At 65.8% G+C, this 19,071-nt stretch carries 15 protein-coding genes and 1 pseudogene; 6 read left to right on the plus strand and 10 right to left on the minus strand.

Annotation, left to right across the window (positions count from 1 at the left end; all coding sequences use genetic code 11):
* Positions 1-161: 161 nt before the first annotated feature.
* Both HGB41_RS18205 and dacB read left to right on the plus strand, forming a co-directional pair.
* The gene (locus tag HGB41_RS18205) at positions 162-1,400 is read left to right on the plus strand and encodes a spore maturation protein (protein ID WP_171087064.1); all 1,239 of its coding nucleotides are present in this window, start codon (positions 162-164) and stop codon (positions 1,398-1,400) included.
* Positions 1,401-1,433: 33 nt separating this feature from the next.
* On the plus strand, positions 1,434-2,906 hold the full coding sequence (dacB, locus tag HGB41_RS18210; protein ID WP_308788941.1) for a D-alanyl-D-alanine carboxypeptidase/D-alanyl-D-alanine endopeptidase: 1,473 nt from the start codon (positions 1,434-1,436) through the stop codon (positions 2,904-2,906).
* Positions 2,907-3,093: 187 nt separating this feature from the next.
* Here dacB and HGB41_RS18215 read toward each other — a convergent pair whose 3' ends face one another.
* From HGB41_RS18215 to HGB41_RS18260, 10 genes and pseudogenes are all read right to left on the minus strand, one after another.
* Positions 3,094-3,978: a polysaccharide deacetylase family protein gene (locus HGB41_RS18215; protein ID WP_229423108.1), complete on the minus strand. Its 885-nt coding sequence runs from the start codon at positions 3,976-3,978 to the stop codon at positions 3,094-3,096.
* Positions 3,979-4,105: 127 nt separating this feature from the next.
* Positions 4,106-4,732 carry a M15 family metallopeptidase gene (locus tag HGB41_RS18220; protein ID WP_229423109.1) on the minus strand — a complete coding sequence of 209 codons (627 nt, stop codon included), beginning with the start codon at positions 4,730-4,732 and terminating at the stop codon, positions 4,106-4,108.
* Positions 4,729-5,634 carry a LysR family transcriptional regulator gene (locus tag HGB41_RS18225; RefSeq protein WP_171087070.1) on the minus strand — a complete coding sequence of 302 codons (906 nt, stop codon included), beginning with the start codon at positions 5,632-5,634 and terminating at the stop codon, positions 4,729-4,731. The genes HGB41_RS18220 and HGB41_RS18225 overlap by 4 nt, the downstream gene beginning before the upstream one ends.
* A 327-nt stretch (positions 5,635-5,961) precedes the next feature.
* A pseudogene (locus HGB41_RS18230) lies at positions 5,962-6,744 on the minus strand (N-acetylmuramoyl-L-alanine amidase); the annotation flags it as partial.
* Between the two features lie 19 nt (positions 6,745-6,763).
* The gene (locus tag HGB41_RS18235) at positions 6,764-7,684 is read right to left on the minus strand and encodes an N-acetylglucosamine kinase (RefSeq protein WP_171087074.1); all 921 of its coding nucleotides are present in this window, start codon (positions 7,682-7,684) and stop codon (positions 6,764-6,766) included.
* Between the two features lie 87 nt (positions 7,685-7,771).
* A complete protein-coding gene (locus tag HGB41_RS18240; protein WP_171087076.1) occupies positions 7,772-9,379 on the minus strand; it encodes a glycoside hydrolase family 10-like protein in 1,608 nt (535 codons plus the stop codon).
* A gap of 20 nt (positions 9,380-9,399) precedes the next feature.
* Positions 9,400-10,542 (minus strand): acyltransferase family protein, encoded by a 1,143-nt coding sequence (locus HGB41_RS18245; RefSeq protein WP_171087078.1) that lies wholly within the window; start codon positions 10,540-10,542, stop codon positions 9,400-9,402.
* A 249-nt stretch (positions 10,543-10,791) separates the two neighbouring features.
* Positions 10,792-12,087: an MFS transporter gene (locus HGB41_RS18250; protein ID WP_171087081.1), complete on the minus strand. Its 1,296-nt coding sequence runs from the start codon at positions 12,085-12,087 to the stop codon at positions 10,792-10,794.
* Between the two features lie 42 nt (positions 12,088-12,129).
* Entirely contained in the window at positions 12,130-13,008 is an 879-nt protein-coding gene (locus tag HGB41_RS18255; RefSeq protein WP_171087083.1) for an N-acetylmuramic acid 6-phosphate etherase, read from the minus strand.
* Positions 13,009-13,105: 97 nt separating this feature from the next.
* Positions 13,106-13,846 carry a GntR family transcriptional regulator gene (locus HGB41_RS18260; protein WP_171087085.1) on the minus strand — a complete coding sequence of 247 codons (741 nt, stop codon included), beginning with the start codon at positions 13,844-13,846 and terminating at the stop codon, positions 13,106-13,108.
* Positions 13,847-14,091: 245 nt separating this feature from the next.
* On the opposite strand from HGB41_RS18260, the gene HGB41_RS18265 reads away from it, so the two are divergent.
* From HGB41_RS18265 to HGB41_RS18280, 4 genes are all read left to right on the plus strand, one after another.
* Positions 14,092-15,453 carry a serine hydrolase domain-containing protein gene (locus tag HGB41_RS18265; RefSeq protein ID WP_229423110.1) on the plus strand — a complete coding sequence of 454 codons (1,362 nt, stop codon included), beginning with the start codon at positions 14,092-14,094 and terminating at the stop codon, positions 15,451-15,453.
* Between the two features lie 121 nt (positions 15,454-15,574).
* Positions 15,575-16,825, plus strand: coding sequence for a D-amino acid dehydrogenase (locus tag HGB41_RS18270; RefSeq protein ID WP_171087087.1), 1,251 nt, complete (start codon positions 15,575-15,577; stop codon positions 16,823-16,825).
* A 43-nt stretch (positions 16,826-16,868) separates the two neighbouring features.
* Entirely contained in the window at positions 16,869-17,309 is a 441-nt protein-coding gene (locus HGB41_RS18275; RefSeq protein ID WP_171087089.1) for a YchJ family protein, read from the plus strand.
* 141 nt (positions 17,310-17,450) lie between these two features.
* A complete protein-coding gene (locus HGB41_RS18280) occupies positions 17,451-19,058 on the plus strand; it encodes a carboxyl transferase domain-containing protein (protein ID WP_171087090.1) in 1,608 nt (535 codons plus the stop codon).
* Positions 19,059-19,071 lie beyond the last annotated feature (13 nt).

The following is a 19,071-nucleotide window of genomic DNA, read 5'->3' on the forward strand; positions in this document are numbered from 1 at the left end:
TCTGATGCTATTGAGAAAACAAAAACCAGGTCCTGGACAGGCCACACCATAAAATTCATAACTTTTGAACATGGCGCAGACGCATTCTTTCATCTGTGCAGCTTATTCCCGGCCTATACTCTCGCTGCACAATCGAACGGTATCTCAGCGGCAGCGAACTCATGGCACTCAATTACATCTGGACCGGTTTCTTCCTCGTCGGCTTCATCGCGGCACTCGCGCAGTGGCTGTTCATGGGCGACACCGAAATCTTCAAGCGCATCATCGACGGCACCTTCGACGCGGCCAAGATGGCGGTGATGGACATCGCCCTGCCGCTGGCCGGCGTCATGACCTTCTGGCTCGGGATCATGAACGTGGGCGAAAAGGCCGGCCTGATCCAGCGCTTCGCGCACGTCATCGCGCCCTTCTTCGCGCGCATCTTCCCCGGCGTACCGCGTGAGCACCCGGCCAACGGCCACATGGTGATGAACTTCTCGGCCAACATGCTGGGCCTGGACAATGCCGCCACCCCGTTCGGCCTGAAGGCGATGGAAAGCCTGCAGTCGCTCAACCCGCAGAAGGACGAGGCGACCGACGCCCAGCTGATGTTCCTGGTGATCCAGACCTCGGGCCTGACCATCATCCCGCTGGCCGTGATGGCGCAGCGCGCAGTGCTGGGCGCGGCCAACCCGGCCGACATTTTTATTCCCACCCTGATCGCGACCTATACCGCGACGATCGCCAGCATCATCCTGGTCGGGCTGCGCCAGCGCATCAACCTGCTCGACCCGGTGATCTTCGCCTGGATCGGCGGCACTGCCGCGTTGATCGCCTCGATGGTGTTCAGCTTCACCTATTTCCTCGACAAGTCGCAGATCCAGCTGGTCTCGAGCGTCGTCGCCAACCTGGTGCTGTTCGGGGTGATCGCTGCCTTCATGACGGCCGCCCTGCGCAAGCGGGTCAACGTGTTCGAGACCTTCATCGAAGGCGCCAAGGCCGGTGTCGAGACCTCGATCAAGATCATTCCCTATTTGGTTGGCATGATCGTCGCCATCAGCGTGGTGCGTAATTCGGGCGTGCTGGGCCTGATCGTGAGCGGCTTCGCCTGGGTCTTCAATGCACTCGGCCTGCAGACCGACTTCGTCGGCGCCCTGCCGACCGCGCTGATGAAATCCCTGTCGGGCAGCGGCGCGCGCGCCATGATGATCGATGCGATCAAGACCTATGGCGTGGATTCGTTTGTCGGCCGCCTGGCCAGCATCCTGCAGGGCGCGTCCGACACGACTTTCTATATCATCGCGCTGTATTTCGGCTCGGTCGGCATCCGCAAGACGCGCTATGCGGTCAGCTATGGTTTGCTGGCCGACCTGATCGGCATCATTGCCGCCATCTTCGTCGCCTATCTCTTCTTCGGTTAAAGGATTGCCATGCTGCGCGGACTATTGCCCCCCTTGACTCTCGCCACCGCCCTCTTTGCCACGTTTGGCTTGGCCCATGCGCAGCTGCCGGCCCCGGTGGCGCAGGTGATGGCGCAGCAGGGCCTGCCGGAAGATGCACTCGGCGTGCTGGTGCTCAAGGGCGATGCGGTGGTGCTGTCGCACGGGGCCGCACGGCCGATGCAGCCGGCGTCGACGATGAAGCTGGTGACGACCCTGGCCAGCCTGGAACGCCTCGGGCCTGCTTTTCGCGGCCGCACCGAACTGCGCGCGACTAGCAGCATCGACAAGGGCGTCCTGCGCGGAAACCTGATTTTAAAAGGCGGCGCCGACGCCGACCTTTCCGGCGAAGATGTGGAGAACATGCTGCGCGCCCTGCATTACCAGGGCATTCGCCGCATCGAGGGCGACCTGGTGCTGGACCGCCAGCTATTCCAGCCTGCCCGCACCGACGTCGGCATCCCGCCTTTCGACGAGTCGCCCGAAGCCTATTACAACGTGATTCCCGATGCGCTGCTGGTCAACAAGAACATGCTGCAAATCGACATGCGCTCGACCGGCAAACAGCTCAAGCTGCAGATGCAGCCGGCGCTGGACCGCGTGAGCATTGGCTCGGATATGACCCTGGTCGATGCCGATTGCTCGACATGGGAGACCGGCTGGAAGCTGCCCGAAGCCGTGCGCCAGAAGGATGGCCGCATCAAGGTGGTCCTGCACGGGACCTTCCCGAAAGACTGTGCGCGCACCTACAGCATCAACGTGCTCGATCGCGACGACTACATCGACCGCCTGTTCCGCCAGAAGTGGAAGGAACTGGGCGGCAAATTCAGCGGCAAGGTGGTCGACGGCGTGACACCGCCGGGATCCACCCTGCTGGCCGAGCACACCTCGCGCATGCTGCCCGAGCTGGTGCGCGACACCAATAAGCCCTCCGACAACCTGCTGGCGCGCACCCTGTTCCTGAGCCTGGGCAGCCTGCAGGCGGATCCGGCGGCCGGCAGTTTTGCGGTGCCCGCCACCGGCGAGACCACCTTTGCGCGGTCCGACGCGGCCGTGCGCGAATGGATGCGCGGCCATCGCATCGACGATGCCGGTTTCGTGATCGAGAACGGGTCGGGCCTGTCGCGCCTTGAGCGCATCTCGCCGCAGCAGATGGCCTACCTGCTGCAGGCCGGCCTGCGCAGCAACTGGGCGCCCGAATTCCAGGCCAGCATGCCGATCGCCGCCATCGACGGCACCCTGCGCCGCCGCCTGCACGGCACCGCCGCTGCGGGCCGTGCGCGCTTGAAGACCGGGACGCTGCGCAACGTGGTGGCGCTGGCCGGCTATGTGCCGGATGCGAACGGGGTGCAGAACGTGTTCGTGGCGATGGTCAATAGCGAGCAGGCGGGGAATGGGCGCGGGCGTGCGGTGCTGGAGGCGCTGGTGGAGTGGGTGGCGCGGTCGGGGAGCGTACATCCGCAGGTGGCGGCGCCTGCGGCGCCGTGAGGTGATCGTGGCTGCGCGTCGAACTTAGGCTCCGGCCTTCGCCGGAGCGACCTTGTTTTATTTTGTCAGCTGAGTTTCGGAAGCGGTTTCTATACCACCACCCTAAAAACCGTCGTACCCGCCACTGGCGGCTACGACTTCCGGCCAAGTTTGCGTGAATGAGGTCGGCTCAAAACGCAGCCACAAATCACAAGCCTTTCTTCTCCAAAGCCTCGATCTCAAAATCCCCATCGTCCATCAGCCGCAACCCCAGCTCCGCAGTCGACAAGCCCAAACTCCTCCCCATCGACAGCAACAAACTCTGACCCGGCGCTGCCCGATCCGGCATCAACTGGTACACCGGATCGGCAAACGCCTCGCTTGGGGTCGTGATCGCCCACCCCATGTCCTTGAACTGCTTGACCACATCGTCCAGCCACAGCGCATTGATCAGGTTATGGTGCAGCAGCAGCACCTGGGGAATGTCCCGGCCCCGCAGGCGCTGGCTGAGTGCGCGGTAGGCCAGGGCGCGCTGGCGGATGTGCGCCAGGTAGGCCTGGCGAATCGGCTCGACATCGGCCTGCGGATTCTTTTCCAGCACCTCGACCAGCTTCTCGTTCAGCCGCCAGTCGCTGGTGTCGAGCGTGACATAGGCGTTGCGGTAGCCGTGCTGGCGCAGGAAGACGCGCATGCCGTCGCGCTTGTCCTTGGTGTTCCCTTCGCGCAGGTAGGTAAAGCGGAACCATTTCTGGTAGCCCGGCAGTGCGGCGATGATGCGGTCGCAGTCGAGCACTTCCTGCTGGTAGTGGGCCAGGCTGACCTTGGCACTGTCCAGGTCGGGGTGGGTCATCGTGTGGTTGGCAACGGCATGTCCGGCCTGGCCCCAGGCGCGCGCCAGCGCCAGGCCCTCCGGGCGGTCGGCGCCGTTGCCGGCCGTGACGAACAGCGCAGCCTTCACTTTATGCTTCGCCAGCGCGGATAGCATGGCCTCGTTGCGCGCCTGCGGCGACAGGCGCGGGGTCGTGGCCAGCGTAGGGCCATCGTCGAAGCTGAAGGCGACCGACTGGGCGGCGGCGGGGACGGACAGCAGCAAAGAGAGTAAAGCCGCAGGCAGGAAGACGCGCATCGTCAGCAGGAGAAGACCGAAAAGCTGAATATAGCCGGGCGGCGCCAGGGTGTCGACCTTATTCGCAGTCGGGAGTCGTGCGGAAGGAATGGGCTCAGAGAACCCGGCGGAAAGTCGCGCGCACCAGCTCGCGGTCGCCGCAATCGAAATGCCACCATTCGGTATTGATGCCGAGGAAGCCCGCCCCCAGCATCCCTGCGCGCAGCAGGCGGCGGTTGGCCACCTGTTCATCCGTCAGCTGGCCGGCCACGAGAAACCCTTCTTCCAGCGCCGGGTGCGACAGCTCGGTCATGTCGTCGAAGCCGGTGCCCATGTCCAGCTCCACGCCTGCTTCATCGAGCAGGGTGATGTCGAGCGCCATGCCATACGAATGGATCGAGCCGCGCACCGGGTTGGCCAGGTACATCTGCAGGCCGGTGCCTTCCAATGCATTCCATAGCTGCTCCTGCACGCGCTGCGGGCGCAGGGCGTCGAGCACCAGCGCGGTGTAGCCGGGGCGCTCACGCGCCAGCCAGGCCACCACGTTTTCCAGCGCGGCGGCGGCATCGCGGTGCAGCCAGGCGCAGTCGAAAGGCGAATACAGGTCACGCCCGACGAAGTTGTTACTGGTGGCGTAGCGCAGGTCGACGGCGATGCCGGCGATGCTCGAGAGATGGCGGAATTCCGGGCTGCCGGCGATGTCTTCGCTGGCCACGCCCGGTTCCAGCCCGATGCTGGTCATGCACAACCCTTGTCGAGACAGGCGCGCGCGGTCGCGCCGATACAGTTGGCCAGCTCGCGCGCCCCGTGCGACAGGGGAGAATGGCTGGCGCTCAGCAAATACAAATGCACCGGGATCGCCGGCGCCCACTCGCGGCACTGGACCTTGCCAGGGGTGGCCGAGGCGGCCGTGAACGGATCGAGCACGGCCATGCCGGCGCCGGCTTCCACCAGCGAACGGGCGATCTGGTAGGTCTGCACCACCGTGTGGTAGACCGGCTGCACGCCCTCGGCTTCGCAGGCCGCGACCACGATCTCGCCGAGCGGGTCGCCGTCGTTCAGGCCGATCAGCTCACCGACCAGGCCTTCGGCGCCGAAAGGCAGGGCCAATTCTGCGTCGGTCCAGGTGCCACTAGGCGCCATCACGGTCAGGTTGCCGTGGGCGATCGGCTCGGCCACGATGCCGGGGTGGCGCGGGTCGTGCAGCGACAGCGCGAGATCGGCTTCGCCCAGGCGCAGCGCGTTGACGATCTCGCTGGTGTGGTGGGTCGCCAGCTCGCAGCGCGCCATGGGAAAATCGCGGCGCCAGGCCGACATCGCCTGCGGCAGCACGCTGATCGCGATGGTCGGGGTCGACACCAGGCGCACGGTTTCCACCGCGCGGCCCTTCAGGCTGGCCGCCAGGCGGCGGATGCCCTGCAGGTCGCGGTTCAGCTTTTCGGTTTCCACGAACAGGCGGTGCGCTTCCGGCTTCGGATACAGCTTGCCGCGCACGCGTTCGAACAGCGGCATGCCCAGCTGCAGCTCGGCGTGCTGGAGCACTTTCGTCACCGCGGGCTGGGAAATATGCAGGACCTGGGCGGCACCGCTGATGGTACCGACCTGCATGATGGCGTGGAAAACTTCGATATGACGCAGGCGCATCGCTTTATCCTTCAGTAGAGTCCCCGCGCAGCGGGCGCGGATTGGTCGAAGGATACAGGGAAAACCCGGCTGGGGCGACCGTCACAGTGTGCCTGGTGTCGCCGGAGAGGCAGGCGCCGCAGCGGGGACCGGCGGGCTGACCGGGGTCGGCTCGGGGACCGGAACCGCCGGGCTCGGCACTGGCAGCGGGGCGGCCGGGGCAGGCGCGGTTTCCGGGATGAGCGGCGCCGGCGGCGGCAGTGGCACCTGCGCGGGCGGCAGCGGCGGCACCGGGCTCGTGATTACAGCTGGCGGCACGACCGGCAGCGGCGCATTGGCCGGCGTGGTCAGCACTTCCAGCAGCGTCGCGGTGTCGGCGTCCAGGTTGCCGGCGATATCGGCAGGACGGTATTTCATCTGGAACGCGGACAGCACGGTGCGGGTTTGCGGGTCGAGCAAGCCGCTCTGCACGATGGCGTAGCCGTGGGTGGCCAGCTTGCGCTGGAACCAGGCGACGTCCGGCAGGAAGGCCTCGAAGACGGGGCGCACGGCGGCCACGCGGTTGGCGTCCGGCCACAGCACGAGGCCGGCCTGGGCCAGCTGCTGCCACGGGAACAGCGGACCCGGGTCCTGCTTGCGCTGCGGCGCGATGTCGCTGTGTCCCAGCACGTTCTCGGGCGCGATGCCGTGGCGCTGGACGATGTCCTTCACCAGCCCCACCAGGGCGTCGACCTGGATTTGCGGGAAGGGGGCGTACACCCGGCCGGCCGGCGTGTCCTTCCAGCCGGCGTTGACGATCTCGATGCCGATCGAGCTGTTGTTCAGCTGTGTATAGTTCTTCCAGCTCGAATTGCCGGCGTGATAAGCGGCCCGGCTTTCGTCGACCAGGCGGTAGATGACCGGCTGTGGCGCGTCCGTGAGCAGGTAGTGAGCACTTACCTGCTGCTCGGTCAGGATCTTGATCGAGAGGGGCGTGTCGGCCACGGTGTAGTGCAGCACCAGGAAGCGCGCGCGGCTCGACTGGCCCTTGGCGGTCAAGCTGGTGTCGACCCTGGGGCCGACGGGTTCGACGGGCGCGGTGGCGCAGCCTGCCAGCAGGGCGAGGATGACGGGGACGATCAGGGTTTTCATCTAAAGCAATCCTGTACTGTTATTGGTTGGGTGCTGCGGCCAGCCGCGCGGCCGCGTAGTGGGCGCGCAGGCCGGTCTGGCTCAGCGTGGCATCCGGCGGCAGGGCCGCGCGCATGGTTTCGACGATGGCCGGGTGCAGCTCGGCGGCGCGGCCGGCCAGCGCCACCGGGCGCGGGCCGAAACGCCGGATCAGGGCCAGCGCCAGGCGCGCCAGCTCGGTGCCGGCTTCGCGCAGGATAGCAGCGGCGGCCGGATCGCGCTCGGCGGTCGCGGCCACCGCGATCGCCAGCTTGCCGACCTCGCCGCGTTCGCGGCCATAGATGAACTGGCGCGAGAACGACCAGTCCGAGCCGCCCACGTGCTGGAACACGGCATGCGCCATCGGCGACTCTTCCCAGGCGCCGGGGCGCTCATCTTCCAGGCGCCAGATGTGGCGCAGTGCTTCGCGCGCGATCCAGAATCCGCCGCCGCCATCGTCCAGCACCACGCCGCGCCCGCCGGCGCGATGGAAGCCGCCGCGGTCGTCGATGAAGGCGCCGATCGAGCCGGTGCCGGAATACACGAGATAGCCCTCGCCCGGCTTGAAGCTGGCGAGGTAGGCGATTTCGATGTCGTTACTAAAAGCTACCGCGCCAGGGGCCAGGCCGAGCAGGCCGCCCAGCCACTGCTGCAGCTGGTCGGACTCGCCGCCAAAACCGGTCAGGCCGGCGCGCACCGCAGCCGGGCGGCCCTGGGCCAGCACCGCGCTCGCGATCCCGGCAAAGGCCGCCTGCACGGATTCGCGCCCTTCGGCACTGCCCATCTGCAGGGCCGACAGCCCGGGCGCCGTGCCCTCGGCGACGATGCGCCCGCCCGGCGCCGCCAGGGCCCAGCGGGTCTGGGTGCCGCCGGCATCGATGCCGAGGCCGAGGCCCTCTTGCTGCTGTTCGGAGTTATGCATAAGTCCGCAAGTGTAGTTGTCGCCACGCCGGCACGCGAATGAATGCTGGCGCTGTGCATATGAACAAAGCTTATGAGCCTTGCATCGTCATTTCGGTTTGCGCCAGGCCTGCACGGGCGCGCCCTCATTGCCGAGGCGGTCGACCGCGCTCACATAGACCAGGTTGGCGGCGCCAAGCCTGGCGTCGTCCGGCACCGTCCAGTCCACGCGCGAGGCCGGGGCCACCGCAAAGCGCCACTCGCCGCCGTGGCGCGCCCAGATCGCGTACAGCGCGGTGCCCTTGCCCGCCTTGAGGGTCAAGCTCACGCCGTCCTTGCGCTGCATGCTGGAGACCTGCGGCATGCCCGGACGCTCGCTCGAGAGCCAGGTGGTGGCCGGCACCAGTGCCTGGCCGGCATAGGTGGTGGCGCGCAGCTGGTCGCTGATGCCCTTGCGGTTCTGGGTCAGGGCGACCATGCTGAAATGGACGTGGCCGGTGGACAGCGGGCGCGCGCGCGTGACGGCGATCTGCTGCAGGATCTCGTCCGGCTCGAACTGCTTGGTCGGCGCCGGGGCGCCGATGCGGCTGGTGAACAGGCCCGGCCACATGTGGCGGCCTTGGGTGTTCTGGCCGATCCAGTAATCGAGCAGCACGGGATAGGACTGGGCCGCCGGTGCGATCGCCCAGTACAGCTGCGGGGTGAAGTAATCGACCCAGCCGTTCTGCAGCCACAGCTCGGCGTCGGCGTATAGCTTGTCGTACTGCGAAAAGCCATTGATGCCGGGCGGGCGGCGGTCCGGGCGGCCCAGGCCGAAGGGGCTGATGCCAAAACGCACCCAGCTCTTCTCGCGGTGGATGCCCTTGTACATGGATTCGATCAGGCGGTTGACATTGTCGCGGCGCCAGGACGGGCGATCGAGCTTGCCGCCACTTTGCAGGTAGCGTTCCCAGGCCGGGGTATCCGGAAAGTCCAGTTCCGGCTTGGCCGCCGCTTTTCCGTTGCCGTTGCCATCGAGGGCCGACGCATTGCCGGCGACGTCAGGTGCTTCGATCGGGTAGGGATAAAAATAGTCGTCGATGTGCACGCCGTCGATGTCGTAGCGGCGCACCACGTCGAGGATCACGTCCATGGTCTGCTTCGAAGCGGCTTCTTCGCCCGGGTCCATCCACATGAACTTCCCGTAGCGCTTCACCGCGGATGGGATGGTGTTGGTGATGTGGTTCGGCGCCGCCGGCGAGCGTGCATTGTCGTGGCGCGCGCGGTAGGGGTTGAACCAGGCGTGCAGTTCCAGCCCGCGCGCATGCGCTTCGGTCACCCAGAATTTCAACGGGTCATAGAAAGGCTGCGGCGGCTTGCCCTGCGCGCCATTCAAATATTCGGTCCACGGCTCGATCTTCGATGGATAGATTGCATCGGCGGCCGGGCGCACCTGCAGCACGATGGCATTCAGTTTGAGCGACACGGCGCGGTCCAGGATGGCGATGGCTTCCTGCTGCTGCTGCGCGCTCGGGAGGCCCGGCTTGCTTGGCCAGTCGATGTTGGCGACGGTCGAGACCCAGGCAGCGCGGAATTCGCGGGGGGCCGGCGGCGGCATGTCGGCCTGGTCGCCTGGTTTGCCCGGCTGTGTGGTGCAGGCGGTCATCAGGCCGCCCAGCGCCAGCGCACCGGTGAGGCCTGCCAGCGTCAGCGCGCGTTTTTTCAGATCGGGTTTCAATTTCGCTCCAATATTTTTATTCAGACTTTGACGAACCACCGCTTGCGCCACATGGCATACGCGAGCGCGAACATGCAGGCATTGAACAGGATGGCATATAACAGTGAGGTGTTGGCGGCGCCCAGCGGCAGCGCCTTGATCGGCGCATACAGTGTGCGGCCCAGCGAGAGCTGGCTGCCGTCCGGCTGCGCCAGCTTGATAAACCCGAGCATCTTGGCCACGAAGCCGGAGAAGGCAAAAATGAACAGCGCGTTCATCCCGTAGACCACAAACGGTTTCGCCCACACGGCCGCGCGCTCGCGCACCAGGGCCTGCGGCGCGGCGTCGAGCAGCCAGAAAAACACGCCGAAGGCCAGCAGCGCCCAGCCGGTCATCCACAGGCAGTATGACACCGTCCACAGGCTCTTATTGATCGGCATGAGGACCACGTCCAGGCTGGAACCCAGCGCCAGGAACACCAGGCCCGCGAACAGCATCCAGACGGTCTGCTCGATGCGCGGCAGCTTGGAGGCCAGTACGCGCCCGGCGAGCACGCCGAACAGCTGGCTGCACAGGGCGGGGATGGTACTCATTAAACCTTCCGGGTCCCAGGTTTTGGATTGCACCCACATGTGGCCGTCCAGGACCATGCGGTCGATCCAGGCGCCGAAGTCCTTGCCCGGTTCGAGCACGCCGGCGCCGATGCCGGGCACCGGCACCCACAGCATCAGTACCGCATACAGCGCCAGCAACGCGGCGACCACCGCGAGCTGGGCGCGCCAGCCGAGGTAGACCACGATGGGTGCGGCCAGCACGGTGCACAGCGCGATGCGCTGGAGGACGCCCGGGATGCGCACGGCGCCGAAATTGAAATGCGGGATCAGGTTCAGCAAGAAGCCGATCAGGAAGATCAGCGCGGCGCGTTTGGCCAGCTTGGCCAGCAGGCGCGGTTTGTCGGCGCCGGCCGCTGCCAGGCGCCCGAGCGACAGCGTCATGGCGACGCCGCCGATGAACAGGAAGAAGGGGAAGATACAGTCGGTGAAGGTCCAGCCGTTCCACTTGGCGTGGGCCAGCTGCGCATGCAGGTTGCCCCAGTCGCCCGGGTTATTCACGAGCACCATCGCGGCGATCGTAAAGCCGCGGAAGGCGTCGAGCGAGATCAGGCGCACCGGTGCATCGCGCATTGCTGCGTATTCCTCATTTGGTTGTTGTTTCAATGCTGCGGACCTGCATGGCACGCGTTGGCTACATCTATATCGTAGGGTGGGCGGGGTAATTCTGGGCAATGCCCGGAATTACAAACGCCCGCGCGTTCAAACCGACTGTGAACAGATGTGCGTTCATTTCTAAGCTGGTTGAACGCGTGGGCAGAATCTGCCCACCCTACGGGTTTGCGGTATGGACGCGCATCGTCCACAAGTTGGTTGCCACCGTTATTTCTTGCCGAATTCCGGATCGATCTTCACCAGCGCCGCCATGATGAAAGCCGGGATGGTCGACAGGCAGGCCCAGATGAAGAAGTTCTTGTAGCCGAGGTATTCCTGCAGGTCGCCGCTCCACATGCCCGGCACCATCATGCCCAGGGCCATCAGGCCGGTGCAAATCGCGTAGTGGGCGGTCTTGTGCTCGCCCTCGCAGACCATGATCATGTACAGCATCATCGCGGTGAAGCCGAAGCCGTAGCCGAACTGCTCGACCGCCAGCGAAGCACAGACCAGGGCGAAGCTGGTCGGCTGCGCCTGGGACAGGTAGACGAACACCAGGTCCGGCAGGTGCACCGCGAACACCATCAGCCACAGGCAGCGCTTCAGGCCCAGGCGCGAGATCAGGTAGCCGCCGGCCAGGCCGCCCAGCGTCAGGAAGGCGATGCCGATGGTGCCGTAGGCGACGCCGTACTGCGCGGTCGTGAGGCCCAGGCCGCCTTTGATGAGCGGGTCTTTCAGGAAGGGCGCCACAAGTTTGAGCAGCTGCGCTTCCCCTAACCGGAAGGTCAGGATGAAGCCGAGGATCAGCCAGATGTCGCGCTTGCGGAAGAACAGCGCGAAGGTGACGAAGAAGTCACGCAGCGGGTTGTCGGTGCGGGCGACCTTGTGGTCGGCGTCCGGCCGCGGCAGGATGTAGCCGTGCCACAGGAAGGCCAGGAAGAAGAACGCGGCGAGCACGAAGAACACGATCGACCAGGCCTGGTGCACGTCGCCCAGCCGGGTCGCCAGGTAACCGGCCAGCACCACCAGCGGGCCCTGTCCGGCCAGCGTCGCCAGGCGGTAGAAGGTGGAGCGCACGCCGACAAAGGCAGCCTGCTGCTTCTGGCGCAGGCCGAGCATGTAGAAGCCGTCGGCCGAGATGTCATGGGTGGCAGAACTGAAGGCCATCAGCCACATCACGGCCAGGCTGGCGACGAAGAAGTTCGGCAGGTGCAGCGTCAGGCCCACTGCGACCAGCGAAGCCGCGACCGCCAGTTGCAGCAGCACCGTCCAGCGGCGCTTGGTGCCGAACATGTCGACGATGGGCGACCACAGGGGCTTGATGACCCAGGGCAGGTAGAGCAGGCTGGTGTAGAAGGCGATGTCGGAATTCGAGATCCCCATGTCCTTGTACATGATCACCGACAGGCTCATCACCACCACATAGGGGATGGCCTGGGAGAAGTACAGGGAAGGTATCCAGCCCCACGGACTTGGCTGCGACGGGCTGGAAGGCGGGGGGCTTTTATCGAGCGAAGTCTGCATAGGTCTTTCGTGTTCGGCAGGCGCAGTGCGCCAGGTGCTGCGTCAGGCGATGGCGTCGCGCACGCTGCCGTGCGCCGACTCCAGCAGCGCCTGCGCCTGCCCGACGGTGGTTTGTTTGATCAAGGCCACGATCGCAGTCTTGACGTGGTAGCCGCACTGTTCCAGCACTGCCTGCGCAGCCGCCTCATCGGCGCCGGTGGCAAACACAGTGAGGCGGACGGCGCGCCGCACCAGCTTGGCATTGGTCGCCCGGAAGTCTACCATCAGGTTGCCGTAAACCTTGTTCAAACGCACCATTAGCGCACTGGAAAAAGTGTTCAGCGCGATCTTCTGCGAGGTGCCCGCTTTCAGGCGGGTGGAGCCGGAAATGACTTCCGCCCCGGTATCCAGGGTGATGCCAATCTCGGCATCGTTCGCGACCGGCGCATCGGCATTGTTGGAAAAGCCGATCGTCAGCGCGCCCGCTTCGCGCGCCGCGCGCAAGGCGCCCAGCACATAGGGCGTATGGCCCGATGCGGCCAGCAGCAGCACCACGTCGTCGGGACCGACGCCGACGCTCTTGAGGTCTGCCGCGCCCTGCTCGAGATCGTCCTCGGCGCCCTCGACCGCCACGAACATGGCATCGACGCCGCCGGCCAGCAGCGCCACCGCGCGGCCATGCGGCCACGAGAAGGTCGGGTTCAGCTCAACGCTGTCGAGCACGCCCAGGCGGCCGGAGGTGCCGGCGCCGGCGTAAATCAGGCGGCCGCCCGCTTCCATCCGCGGCAGCGCCGCAGTGACGGCGGCAGCGATGCGCGGCGCCGCGGCGCGCACTGCCTCGACTGCGCGGGTCTGGTCGTCGATGAATACATTCACCAGTTCGACCGTCGGGTACTGGTCGAGGGTGGCATGGTCCTGGGCCGGGGTTTCGGTTTTCAGCATGGACTTGTCTCTGGGTGCGGAGTGATCGATAAAACCAGTGTAATACCAATTTTCGGATTTATCCCATGAAAGCTAGGCCCGGCATCATGCCGAAAAGTTATGCAGGCCGGCGCAGCTCGGCAACGAAATCGTAATGGTCGCTCAGGCAATATGAATGCGTCAGCTCGACCGGCTCGCCGGATTCCAGGTAGCCGATGCGGGTAATGAACAGCACCGCGCGCCCTTCCGGCACGTCGAGGCGTGCCGCCAGTTCGCTGGATGCGTTCATGGCGCGCAGGTGCTGCAGCGCGCGCACCGGCATGTGGCCGGTCTTGGCCAGGTGGGCATACAGGGAACCGCCGACATTCTCGGGACGCGGCAGCACGGTGGCCGGAATGATGCTGACCTCATACGCCATCACCACGCCGTCGGCCAGGCGCAGGCGCTCGAGCCGTGCCACCCGCGAATTCGGCGACAGGCCGAGCGAGAGCTGTTCGTCGGCGTCGGCCAGCACGACTTCGCGCCGCAGCCAGTGGCTGCTCGGCGTATAGCCGCGCTGCTGCAGCTGTTCCGAAAAACTCGACAAATCGGACAGCGGCTGCTCGATGCGCGGCGCAATGTAATTACCCGAGCCGCGCTTGCGCACCACCAGGCCCTGGTCGACCAGCTGGTCGATCGCCTTGCGCGCGGTGACGCGCGAGACGTCGAGCCGCTCGGACAGGGTGCGTTCGGAGGGCAGCGCCTGGTCGGCCTGGTAGCGGCCATCGCGTACGTCCTGCGCGAGCTTGCGCGCCAGCTGCATGTACAGTGGCGAGTTGTCGTTCAGGTCGAGCTGGAAGACGGGGCTGGTCGTGGTCATCGGCGTGTCGAAGGTGGCGCACAAAGTGTAATGGCGACATCGTCGCCCGGCACAAAGCAGCCCATGAAAAAGCGTTGTAATGGCATTCGCTTGCCTTATAAGCATACCACTTGATACCAATATAAAACGGTTATGCCACCGCCACGGCTATTCATTTGGCAAGGCTTCCTGTCCCTCCGTATGCTCAGCAGGAAGCTTCAGTTGGCGCACACAATAACAAGCCGCAAGGGCGAAAGGGAGACCGGATGAACGAACGCAGGCGATCATTGCTGGGCATGGCCTTGCTGGGCAGCGTGGAACCGCTGTTCGCGGCGCCGCCTTCTTCTGGCGCGCCGTCCCTGCCGGCCGAGGCGCGCCGGGCGCTCGATGCCGAACTCGCGGCGGTCGTGGCCGATCCGGCGATGCAGCTGGCCAGCCTGTCGGTGGTCGCGCTCCGCGCCGGACAACCGGTGTATGAACAGGCGCTCGGGCGCCGCTTCATCGGCCATGGCGCCCTGCCCGACAAGCCGGCTACGCCAGGCACCCTGTACCGGATCGCCTCGGTCTCCAAGATGATGACGACCCTGGGCCTGATGCGGCTCGTCGAATACGGCAGGATGGACCTGGAGGCCGATGTGTCGCGCTACCTGGGCTTCAGCCTGCGCAACCCGCATTTCCCCGAGCAGGCCATCACCCTGCGCAGCCTGCTCACCCATACCTCGTCGCTGCGCGACGACGCCGGCTATTCCTGGCCCCTGGCCACCTCGCTGAAAGACGTGCTGCTGCCGGGCGGTCCGCTGTTCGGTAGCGGCAAGATGTGGGCCGAACGCGCCGGTCCGGGCGCCTTCTTCACTTACTGTAATCTCGCTTGGGGCGTGATCGGCACGGCCATGGAAGGCGCCACCGGCGAGCGCTTCGACCTGCTCATGCAGCGCCTGCTGTTGCAGCCACTCGGCATCCAGGCCGGTTACCACCCGTCGACCTTGCCGCCGGCGGCGCTCGGGCGCCTGGCGACGCTGTACCGCAAGCGCACCGTGGACACCGAATTCTGGAATGCGCAGGGCCTGTGGATTGCCCAGGTCGACGATTATTCCGTCAAGCCGCCGGCGCCGCCGATTGGCATCGCCACCTATGTCCCGGGCAGCAACGCCACGCCTTTCAGCCCGACCGGGGGCCTGCGCATCTCGGCGCGCGACATGGGCGTGGTCATGCGCATGCTGGTCAACGGCGGCATGCACGGGGCCACGCGCCTGTTCCAGCGCGCGACGCTCGAGCGCATGTTCGCGCGCCAGTGGACCACCGACGGCGCCGGCGGCAATGGCGATACCCTGGGCGGCTTGTTCAATGCCTGGGGCCTGGGCAATGCCCACTTCCCCGACCGTCCGGGCATGGGGCTGGTCGACGGCGGCGGCTTCGCGGCCGTCGGACACCTCGGCGAAGCATATGGATTGCGTTCGGTGTTCGCCTTCGATCCGGCGCGCGGCGATGGCCTGGTGGTACTGGTGGGCGGCAGCTCGGCCGACCCCGACCTGCAGAAGGGGAGCTATTCCAGCCTGGCGCGCTTCGAGGAACGCATCCTCACCGCGCTCTACCGGTATGCCATCGTCGGCCAACGGGCGGCAACATGATGCCAAGCTCCTATTTATATACCGTGGTTATGGCGTCCGGCGCGACTTTCATTGGCCGTGATGGGGACCAGCGCCTAAGCTCCATGCTCGTACTTAACAAGAAGAGTGCAGGATGCAGCAAATGAGGGAACAAGTGCTCGTCATCGGCGGCGGCGTGGTCGGCCTGGCCTCGGCCTGGTGGCTGGCCGAAGCCGGCTACCGCGTCACCGTGCTCGAACGCGCCCCGGAAGTCGGCAGCGGGTCCAGCTACGGCAATGGCGGGCAGCTGAGCTACCGCTACGTGTCGCCGCTGGCCGACGCGGGCGTGCCGCTGAAAGCCCTGCAGTGGATGTTCCAGGACACCGGTCCGCTGCACTTCCGTCCCGAAGCCGACCTGCGTCAGTACCGCTGGCTGGCCAGCTTCCTGGCCCATTGCCGCGCCGACGTCAACCGCAAGACCACGGCCAAGCTGCTCGAACTGGGCGAACTGTCGCGCCAGGGCATGAAGCAGCTCGAAGTGACCATCCCGCTCGACGAATTCGACTGGCGCGACGCCGGCAAGCTGGTGGTCTACCGCTCGCGCGACCTGTTCGTGAAAGCGGCCGGCAAGGCCGGCGCCGGCGAAATCTGGTCCCCGAGCGAATGCGCCGCGCGCGAACCTTCGCTGGCGGCGGCCGAACCGCTGCTGGCCGGCGGCATCTATAACAGCGGCGAAGCGGTGGCCGACTGCCACGCTTTCTGCCTGGCGCTGGCCGATCGCCTGCGCGCCCATCCATGCTTCCAGGGGTTCGTGGGCGGCGAGGCGCGCCGCCTGCTGGTCGACGGGGGCCTCATCACCGGCATCGAAGTGCAGGATGGCGCGGACACCCGCACCATCGCCGCCGACAGCTATGTGCTGGCGGCCGGCATCCAGAGCCGCACCCTGTCCGACACCGTCGGCATCACCCTGCCGCTCTACCCGCTCAAGGGCTACAGCCTGACCGCCCCGATCCGCGCCGACGACGTGGCGCCGGAAATCAGCGTCACCGACTTCGAGCGCAAGGTGCTCTATGCGCGCATCGGCGACAAGCTGCGCGTGGCCGCCATGGTCGACATGGTGGGCGAAGACCTGAGCCACAACCAGAAACGGGTGGACAGCCTGACCCGCCAGGTGAAGGAAACCATGCCGCGCGCGGCCGACTACTCGAAGCTGTCGGTCTGGGCCGGCCTGCGCCCCGCCACCCCGAGCAGCGCCCCGATCATCGGCGCCACGCCGTACGCCAACCTGTGGCTGAACGTCGGCCACGGCCCGCTGGGCTTTACTTTCGCCTGCGGCAGTGCCGCCCTGCTGGCGGGCGCGATGCAGGGTGAGGCGCCGCCGTTTTCGCTCGACGGGTTGACCCTGCGGGGCTGACCGCGGTCCGTGCCCCCGCCGGAAATGGCGGATAATGGCGCCCATGTCCAAAACGACCACACCCGGACCCTGTCCTTGTGGCGGGCCGTCGCTGGCCGCCTGCTGCGGCCCCTTCATCCTGGGGGAAGCCCTGCCGCCGACGGCAGAGGCGCTGATGCGCTCGCGCTATACCGCCTACAGCCAGAAGAACGAGTCTTACCTGATGGCGACCTGGCACCCCAGCACCCGTCCGGGCGAGCCGATCATCGACCAAAAAGAGCCAATCCGGTGGCTGGGACTTGAGGTAAAATCTGCTTTACGTTTACGTCAACGTAAAGTAAATTTGCCGGATGATCCAGACAGTGACACCGTTGAATTCGTCGCCCGCTTCAAGGTGGGAGGACGGGCGCACCGGCTGCACGAAGTGAGCCGTTTCCTGCGCGAGCCCGATCCACAGACCGGGGCGCCGCGCTGGTATTACGTGGACGGCAGTTTCCCGACATAACAGAAGGGACCTTGAAGAACCGTCGCGAGCGGCGGCAGTGTTGGCCGAGAAGCGCAGCTGTACGATAGGTACAGCGAGCATCGCAGGGCGACAATGCAACGCGCAGTAGGTTATTCAAGGTCCCAACAGAAGAGACAAGACATGCCCCTTATCGAGAGCAAACTCAACCCGCGCGGCGAAGACTTCAAGGCCAATGCGGCAGCCATGCAGCTGATCGTGGACGACCTGCGCGCGAAAGTCGCCCAGGTTGCACTCGGTGGCGGCGAAGCGTCCAGCGCCAAGCACGTCGCACGCGGCAAGCTGCTGCCGCGTGACCGCGTGCAGATGCTGCTCGATCCGGGCACGCCCTTCCTCGAATTCTCCCAGCTGGCCGCGTACGAGATGTATGACGGCGCGGCGCCCGCCGCCGGCATCATCACCGGCATCGGCCGCGTGGCCGGCCAGGAATGCGTGATCGTCTGTAACGACGCCACCGTCAAGGGCGGGACCTATTACCCGATGACGGTGAAAAAGCACCTGCGTGCCCAGGAGATCGCCGAGCAGAACAAGCTGCCCTGCATCTACCTGGTCGACTCCGGCGGCGCCAACCTGCCGAACCAGGACGACGTGTTCCCGGACCGCGACCACTTCGGCCGCATTTTTTATAACCAGGCGAATTTGTCTGCGAAAGGCATCCCGCAGATCGCGGTCGTGATGGGCTCGTGCACCGCGGGCGGCGCCTACGTGCCGGCGATGAGCGACGAATCGATCATCGTCAAGGAACAGGGCACCATCTTCCTGGGCGGCCCGCCGCTGGTAAAAGCCGCGACCGGTGAAGTGGTCACGGCCGAAGACCTGGGCGGCGGCGACGTCCACACCCGCCTGTCGGGCGTGGTCGACCACCTGGCGCAGAACGATTTGCATGCGCTGTCGCTGGCCCGCACCATTGTGTCGAACCTGAACCGGGTCAAGCCGGTTCAAGGCGCGCTGCGCCCATCGCTTGAGCCTCGCTATGCGCCGGAAGAACTGTATGGCGTCATCCCGGTCGACACCCGCAAGCCCTTCGACGTGCGCGAAGTGATTGCCCGCGTGGTCGACGGCAGCGAGTTCGACGAGTTCAAGGCGCGCTACGGCACCACGCTGGTATGCGGCTTCGCCCATATCTATGGCATGAAGGTCGGCATCATCGCGAACAACGGCATCCTGTTCTCGGAATCGGCACTGAAGGGCACCCATTTCATCGAGCTGTGCTGCCAGCGCAAGATCCCGCTGGTCTTCCTGCAGAACATCACCGGCTTCATGGTGGGCCGCAAATACGAAAACGAAGGCATCGCCCGCAACGGCGCCAAGATGGTGACCGCGGTCGCTACCGCCTCGGTGCCGAAGTTCACCGTCATCATCGGCGGCTCGTTCGGCGCTGGTAACTACGGCATGTGCGGCCGTGCTTTCTCGCCGCGCTTCCTGTGGATGTGGCCGAACGCGCGCATCTCGGTGATGGGCGGCGACCAGGCCGCATCGGTGCTGGCCACCGTGAAACGCGACGGCATCGAGGGCAAGGGTGGCCAGTGGTCGGCGGAGGAAGAAGCCGCCTTCAAGCAGCCGATCAAGGAACAGTACGAGCACCAGGGCCACCCGTATTACGCGTCCGCGCGCCTGTGGGACGACGGCGTCATCGACCCGGCCGATACCCGCACCGTGCTGGGACTGGGCCTGTCGGTTGCGCTCAACGCGCCGATCGAGGACACGAAGTTCGGCGTGTTCCGGATGTAAAGGGAGCTTTACA

The sequence above is a fragment of the Telluria aromaticivorans genome (assembly GCF_013003915.1).
In the GTDB taxonomy this organism is placed as follows: domain Bacteria; phylum Pseudomonadota; class Gammaproteobacteria; order Burkholderiales; family Burkholderiaceae_D; genus Telluria; species Telluria aromaticivorans.

Coding starts and splice junctions, on each gene's coding strand:
- HGB41_RS18275 (WP_171087089.1), top strand. CDS start 16,869: ATGTCCAAAACGACCACACCCGGACCCTGTCCTTGTGGCGGGCCGTCG.
- HGB41_RS18280 (WP_171087090.1), top strand. CDS start 17,451: ATGCCCCTTATCGAGAGCAAACTCAACCCGCGCGGCGAAGACTTCAAG.
- HGB41_RS18235 (WP_171087074.1), bottom strand. CDS start 7,684: ATGCATAACTCCGAACAGCAGCAAGAGGGCCTCGGCCTCGGCATCGAT.
- HGB41_RS18225 (WP_171087070.1), bottom strand. CDS start 5,634: ATGCGCCTGCGTCATATCGAAGTTTTCCACGCCATCATGCAGGTCGGT.
- HGB41_RS18270 (WP_171087087.1), top strand. CDS start 15,575: ATGAGGGAACAAGTGCTCGTCATCGGCGGCGGCGTGGTCGGCCTGGCC.
- HGB41_RS18205 (WP_171087064.1), top strand. CDS start 162: ATGGCACTCAATTACATCTGGACCGGTTTCTTCCTCGTCGGCTTCATC.
- HGB41_RS18250 (WP_171087081.1), bottom strand. CDS start 12,087: ATGCAGACTTCGCTCGATAAAAGCCCCCCGCCTTCCAGCCCGTCGCAG.
- HGB41_RS18220 (WP_229423109.1), bottom strand. CDS start 4,732: ATGACCAGCATCGGGCTGGAACCGGGCGTGGCCAGCGAAGACATCGCC.
- HGB41_RS18265 (WP_229423110.1), top strand. CDS start 14,092: ATGAACGAACGCAGGCGATCATTGCTGGGCATGGCCTTGCTGGGCAGC.
- HGB41_RS18245 (WP_171087078.1), bottom strand. CDS start 10,542: ATGCGCGATGCACCGGTGCGCCTGATCTCGCTCGACGCCTTCCGCGGC.
- HGB41_RS18260 (WP_171087085.1), bottom strand. CDS start 13,846: ATGACCACGACCAGCCCCGTCTTCCAGCTCGACCTGAACGACAACTCG.
- HGB41_RS18255 (WP_171087083.1), bottom strand. CDS start 13,008: ATGCTGAAAACCGAAACCCCGGCCCAGGACCATGCCACCCTCGACCAG.